Source organism: Rhizobacter sp. (assembly GCA_021153565.1).
Classification (GTDB): domain Bacteria; phylum Pseudomonadota; class Gammaproteobacteria; order Burkholderiales; family Burkholderiaceae_C; genus Albitalea.
Window position 1 is genome coordinate 1 of record JAJKJU010000142.1, and the last position, 5597, is coordinate 5597.

Annotated in this window: 4 protein-coding genes and 1 riboswitch; of the genes, 2 read left to right on the plus strand and 2 right to left on the minus strand. The window is 65.4% G+C overall.

Features of this window, described 5'->3' with window-relative positions; genetic code table 11:
• Nucleotides 1-626: nickel/cobalt efflux transporter (locus tag AC30NL_RS08605; protein ID WP_489463587.1), on the plus strand; the 626-nt coding region annotated here is incomplete at its 5' end.
• 458 nt (nt 627-1084) lie between these two features.
• A riboswitch (cyclic di-GMP riboswitch) is annotated at nt 1085-1173 on the plus strand.
• Between the two features lie 53 nt (nt 1174-1226).
• A complete protein-coding gene (locus tag AC30NL_RS08610) occupies nt 1227-3074 on the plus strand; it encodes a DUF5666 domain-containing protein (protein WP_489463588.1) in 1848 nt (615 codons plus the stop codon).
• Between the two features lie 281 nt (nt 3075-3355).
• On the opposite strand, the gene AC30NL_RS08615 is transcribed toward AC30NL_RS08610, so the two are convergent.
• Together AC30NL_RS08615 and AC30NL_RS08620 are read right to left on the minus strand one after the other, a co-directional pair.
• A complete protein-coding gene (locus tag AC30NL_RS08615; RefSeq protein WP_489463589.1) occupies nt 3356-4744 on the minus strand; it encodes a sensor histidine kinase in 1389 nt (462 codons plus the stop codon).
• Nucleotides 4745-4749: 5 nt separating this feature from the next.
• Nucleotides 4750-5445, minus strand: coding sequence for a response regulator (locus tag AC30NL_RS08620; protein ID WP_489463590.1), 696 nt, complete (start codon nt 5443-5445; stop codon nt 4750-4752).
• Nucleotides 5446-5597 lie beyond the last annotated feature (152 nt).

Below are 5597 nucleotides of genomic sequence, written 5' to 3' on the forward strand. Positions count from 1 at the left end.
CGTGGCCCGCGGACCAGATGCGGGTCGAGACCGAACGCGCGGACGGCAGCCTCCAAATGTTCTCGTTTGTGCAGCGTGACGGCTTCTTCGAGTCAGCGGAGGAAATACAAGAACCGCACGAATTCATCGCGAGATTGAGCCTGGGTCACGGACACCACGTTCACAACTACGACGTGGAGTTCGTGGAACACGCCCACCCTCACCACGCCGTCAAGGAGTACGACAGGCTGGACATTGCGGCGCCGGGCTATCAAGACCCGCACGAGTTGGCCCACGCCAACGACATTCGCCATCGCTTTGCCAACCGGGATGTGACCACCGGGCAGATCATCATGTTCGGGTTGACCGGCGGCCTGTTCCCCTGTCCGGCCTCTATTACCGTGCTGTTGATTTGCTTGCAACTGAAGCAGATCGCCCTCGGTGCGACACTCGTCGCGTCCTTCAGCGTCGGGTTGGCACTGACGATGGTGGCCTCCGGAACGCTGGCTGCCCTGAGTGTGAAGCACGTTTCCGGGCGCTGGAGCGGCTTCGGTGAGTTTTCCCGCAAGGCCCCGTACTTCTCCGGTGCGTTGATCGTGCTGGTCGGTCTCTACGTGGGCTACCAGGGACTGACCGCCTTGGTCTGACCGCAACCAGCGTCCACCATGCGGGTCGACACCTTCAGCTCGGCGCGCGAGTTCCGGCGCTGGTTGTCTCGCCGTGGGTGGGCGTGGTGTCGTAGACCACACGCCGTTGCACCACCCGTCATGCCGACGACTCAGGCCGAGCTTTCGGCGCTGGTGAAGCGGCGTTGGGAACGGCACGCGAACTGGCTCAAGCCACAGGCGATCTGTAATGGCAAGCAGCCCGCAACGATCACCGCGGCGGGCGCCTTTTCCGTGCGGGCGCAGCAGCGCAACCGTGCCCTTGCGAGTGACCCATCCGCCGTTTCGACGCTTGATCGTGATGGAGATCACACATGACTTCAGAAGCTGATTGGTCTCGCGCCGCCCGTCGTTCAGCAACAGCCAGTCGTCGTCGGCTGCATCGCCGCGCGTGCCGCACTTTATATGCTGACAGCGTCTGATCGAAGCGGCCAGGGCCGCAACGTCCAAGGCAAACCCATCGAAAGATGGGGGCGCAAAGTCACGGGCCTAACGACATGCAGATGTCCACGGCAGCCGAACCGCCAGACTGGTGTCGCCTCCGTTCTTTCATGGGCTCCAGAGAACCAACCCGGGGCATCCATGATTTCAAGACTTTCGTTTCACAACAAGTCGCTGTCGCTGGTCATCGCGGCGGCCAGCGCGGCGCTGGTGCTCGTCGCCTGCGGCGGCAGCAGCGCTACTTCGGCACTCGCCGACGCTCCGGCCACGGCCGGCGTGATGTCGGTGTCCGGCACGATCACCGGCTTCGGCAGTGTGATCATCGACGGCGTCAGATACGACGACGTGACAACCAAAGTCTCCAACGACACGAATCCTTCGGCCCCGTCGGCGGGCACGCTGTCCGACCTCAAGCTCGGCATGCGCGTCGAGGGCAAGGTGCAGGACGGCAAGCTCAACGACGTCGTGATCCACGCCTCGCTGCTCGGGCCGATCGGTGCACTGGACAGCACGTTGTCGCGCTTCTCGATCTACGGGCAGCCAGTGCAGGTCGCGACCACAGGCGCCACGCCCACCGTGTTCGAAGGTGTGCACGACTTCAACGGTCTCGCAGTCGGCGATGTCGTCGAAGTGCATGGCACGGTCGACGCGACCAAGGCCGTCGTCGCCACTCGCGTCGAGCGCCGGCCGCAGACCGAGCTCTCCAAGGGTGTGCGCATCGGAGGCATGGTCACGCTGCTCGACACCGCTGCGAAGGTTTTCAAGTTCAACGACATGACGGTCGACTACAGCACCGCGACAGTCTTGCCCGAAGGGGCGACTCCCGCCAACGGCCAATTGGTGATCGCGTTCTCGGACACTCCTCCCGGCGCGGGCGGCTTCAAGGCCAAGGCGATCAAGATCGTGACCACCACTGATGGCGACGCGTTTGGCGTCGGCGGGCGCATCATGGCCTTCAACTCGTTGGCGGACTTCACCGTCTCCGGGGTGCACATCAATGCGAGCGCCGCCACGATCGAAGGTGGTGTCGATGCCGACTTGGCGACAGGGGTCATCGTCGGCGTCGAGGGAACGGTTGCCAACGGCGTGCTGAAAGCGACGAAGCTTCGCGTGCTCAAGACGCCGGTTGACGTCAAAGCCTCGTTGAAGGGCCAGATCACCGACTGGGTGTCGGCCAGCAGCTTCAAGGTACGCGGCACCGCCGTCGATGCGAGTGCAGCGATCTTCGTCGGCGGCAGCACGTCGGACCTCGGCAGCGGCGCGTGGGTCGTGGTCACCGGCAAGGTGCAAGGCGACGTGGTCAAGGCCGACCGCATCGAGTTCATCGCGCCGCCTGTCGCCCAAGTGGTCAAGCTCAAGGGCGAGATTCGCGACTACGACGCCGCGGCCCACACCTTTCACTTCCTCGGGTTCACGCTCAAGCTCGGCGACAGCGTCGAGTACGTCAACGGCAGCGTCACGAGCTTGATCAACGGCAAACGAGTAGAGGTCAGCGGCACACCGGGCACCAACGGGCTGGTCGTGGTGGCCCGGGTCGAATTCCTGGCCGACCTCGCACCTCAGATCTCGGTGGTGGGAGGGCGTGTGTTCGACGTGAGCTCCGGCGGGTTCAAGCTCACGGGCATGGCCGTTTCGTTCGACGCCAACACTAGCTTCGACGGCGGCGTGGCGGCCGACTTGGCCAACGGCGTGCTGGTGCTTGCGAAGGGCTCGTTCAATCCGAGCACCAAGATGATCGCGGCCACCTGGATCGAGATCATCAAGGCAGACACGATGGTTCCGCGTGTGGCCGGGCCGATCGGCGACTACAAGAGTCAGGCCGACTTCCACGTCGGCGGCCAGAAGGTCGATGCGACGAACGCGGCCTTCACCGGAGGCACCGCGGCGGACCTGGCCAATGGTGCGGTGGTGGAAGCAAGCGGCGGCTTGTCGGAGGTGGACGGCACCAGGGTGCTGCACGCGAGCAAGCTGCGCTTTCTGGTGAAGTAGTGCTTGCCCAAAAGCCGGCTCAGGTGTGAGCCGGGAACGAACATGCGGCCAGTTCTCGTGACGGGCCGCGTTGTTTCATCGCAAACCAAAATGCCGCCGAGCAACGAAGATCTGATCCCCGAGAGCGCCGCCGCCGAAGGCCACGGCAATGACCCAGGCCAGCGACATGTAGTACTTGGAGTGCCGCGAATCCTGCCAGGATCAAAAGAGTTTCGCCCTCGAGCAGGCTGCCCGCGAAGGGCGAGATATCCATAGTCGGACAAGAGCTCAGGAAAAGACAATCAGGATCCTTCTGCCTTCGCGGTGGACCGTGCGAAGCACAGCTTGACGCTTGCGCCGCCGAGCACGCTGCGCTCGAGGCTCACGGTGGCGTCGTGCAGGGCAGCGATGTCGCGAACGATGGCAAGCCCCAGGCCGCTGCCTTCGCCGGTGGCCTGCCGACCCCGCACCAAGCGCTCGAACACGGCATTGCGCTCCTCGTCGGGCACACCGGGACCCGAGTCGGAAAGCCGTACCGCCGGCGGTGCAGCGTCGAACTCGATCACGACACGACCTCCGCGCGGCGTGTAGCGCAGCGCATTGTCCAGAAGGTTCCCGAGGGCCTCGCTCAGAAGCTCTGGTTGCGCGGTGACCACGACCGGCACGACGGGCTCGCGCAGTTCCAGGTCGATCTGCTTGTCCAGCGCCAATTCAAGATACGTCGCGCCTACGTCGTGTGCAAGGGCGGCGAGGTCGGTCGCCACGAAATCGAGGTCACCGCGCGCCTCCGGGTCGAGCCGGCCAAGCGCGAGCAATTGCTGGACAAGGCGGGCGGCGCGCTGCGTGGAATGGTCGAGTTCGCCCAGCACCTGGCGCGTGCTGGGCAGGTCGGGCGCCTCGGCGGCTCGTGCCAGGCCGAGGCGAATGCCCGCCAGAGGCGTGCGCAGCTGGTGCGCTACCGTGGCGACGAACTCGCGCTCGCGTGCCAGCATCGCGCGGATGCGGCCAAGCAGGTCGTTGAGCGCCGCCGCGAAGGGCGTCAGCTCACGCGGCATGTCGTCCACGGCGATGGGTTCCAGCGAAACATGGGAGCGAGCGTTCCAGCGCGCCGCGATGGCTTCCAGCGGACGCAGAGTCCGACGCACCACCAAGCCGATGGCGATGGCGGCGGCGAGCAACAGCAGGCCGAGCGGCATCAGAATAGCCAACACTTCTTGCTCGGCGCGCTCGCGCTTGATGGTGGTCTCGGCCATCAGCACGATGGCCTGAGCCCCACTGCCGTCGCCGACTTCGACCGCCGCCACGCGCACGGGATGGCCCGCGTAGCTTGCATCGAAGGCCCGGCCACTGCGGTATCTGGACTCGCGTGTTCCGTGCTCGGGGATGCCGCGCTGCCCCGACAGATGCCGACCGTCTTGCTCGACGCTGAAGTAGACCTTGTCGGTCTCGTCATAGACCAGCATCGCTTCGGCAACCGAAGGCAGGTCCAGATTTGCCCTCCGATCGACGAAGCGAACCTCGTGCGCCAACGATCGCGCGGCGTCCAGCAACCAGCGGTCGAACACGCGATCGGTCAGGCGCTGGGCGGTGTAGGCGCCGATCACCCCGGAAGCGGCAACGATCGCCAGAAGCGGCAGCATCAGGCGCAGCAGGAGCTCGCGGCGCAACCAGCGGGAGCGAGGGGCCTTCACCGTGCTCAGCCCCTGTCCTTCTTTGCGACTTCGCCGTCTTCGAGCTCCAGCACGTAGCCGAATCCACGCAGGGTGCGGATCACCGTGCCCGAGCCGGCGAGCTTGCGGCGCAGGCGTGACACGTACACCTCGGCCGCGCTGTCGCCAACCTCGAGGTTGCGCTCGGCCAGCGCGTCGATGAGCACGCGCTTGGGCACCAGGCGCGGCGCACGGCGGATCAACATGCCCAGGACTTCGAATTCGCGCGGCGACAACTCCAGCCTCTTGCCCGCGGCGTAGGCGCAGCCTTCCTGGCCGAGCCAGCTCAACGCGCCAAAGGCGGCCAGATCGCCGCGCGCCAGTTGGGCGCGCCGGGCTAGCACTTCGATGCGCGCGTCCAGCTCATCGACCGCGAAGGGCTTGACCAGGTAGTCGTCTGCGCCCGTGCGCAGCCCGTGAACCCGATCGCTCACGCGATCGCGCGCGGTGAGCACGAGCACGGGCGTTTGCCGGTCGCGTTCACGCAGTTGCCCCAGCCAGGCAAGACCATCGCCGTCCGGCAGGCCGAGGTCGAGCACGATCAGATCGAAGCTGCCCTGCGCCAGCGCGGCGCTGCCCGCGCTGAGGGTTCCGGCGATCTCCGCGACCCAGTTCGATCGCTGCCAGCGCAGCCAGAGTTCGCGGGCAATCACGTCATCGTCTTCGACCAGGAGCATACGCATGGCGCGAGCCTACTACGTCGCCGCAGCGGTGCGGCCTCGTCGCATCCACATGCAGCAATTCTCATTTTGAAAATCACCCTGTGCGTGGTTTCTTGGGAGCTGGAGTGAGGCCATCGAGCATGAAGGCGATGAGTTGGTCCCAGTGTTCAAAG